The 564-nt window shown below is 44.7% G+C and carries 1 protein-coding gene and 1 pseudogene; both read right to left on the bottom strand.

The features are described from left to right. On the bottom strand, positions 1 to 188 hold a 188-nt coding region (locus tag ACWHAR_RS30480; protein WP_452088860.1), incomplete at its 3' end, for an ATP-binding protein. Between the two features lie 103 nt (positions 189 to 291). After that, positions 292 to 564 (bottom strand): annotated as a pseudogene (prkT, locus tag ACWHAR_RS30475) (serine/threonine protein kinase PrkT); the annotation flags it as partial.

Raw genomic sequence — 564 nt, 5'->3', positions numbered from 1 at the left:
TCCTCGGATTCCGCACCTCTGAACCGATGGTCAACGTGAGCTGCAATAACAATCGCTGAACGGCCGCATAACGTATGCAACGCCTGAAGAAGAGCCATTGAGTCCGGACCGCCGGAAACGCCTACAATGATTGTCGCCCCTTTTAACGTAAGATTGTGTTTGTTTAAAAAATCTTTGACACTTTTCACAATGTCCTCCTCACAATGAGCAGGTATTTTAAAGATATTCATATCCTAACACTTTCAACCCCTCCAAGCAAAGAAGAAGCATAGGCTCTGCAGTTTGCACCATTCAGATTAAGAAAAAGATAATATAGGCGAAATAAAGCGCTAAAACACTGATCACGATCAGCGTTGTTTCAAATAACCCCCCCGACTTAGCCGGTTTCTGTTTTGGGGTATATCGCGTCTTCGTTATTTTTCCTTGGCGCGGTTTTTGCTGTCTTTGTCGTGTGGCAGGCTGCGGTGATGCTTTTATAGGCTGTTTTCTTTGTGCTGCTTTTTGCCCCGCGTCTAGCATATCCTTTTTCATTTCATCTGCGGATTGATAATCTCCGTTCAAGGC

This window comes from Bacillus sp. LR--39 (genome assembly GCF_053613335.1).
The sequence above is the reverse complement of the archived record's forward strand: the minus strand, read 5'-3'. Positions and strand labels throughout refer to the sequence as shown.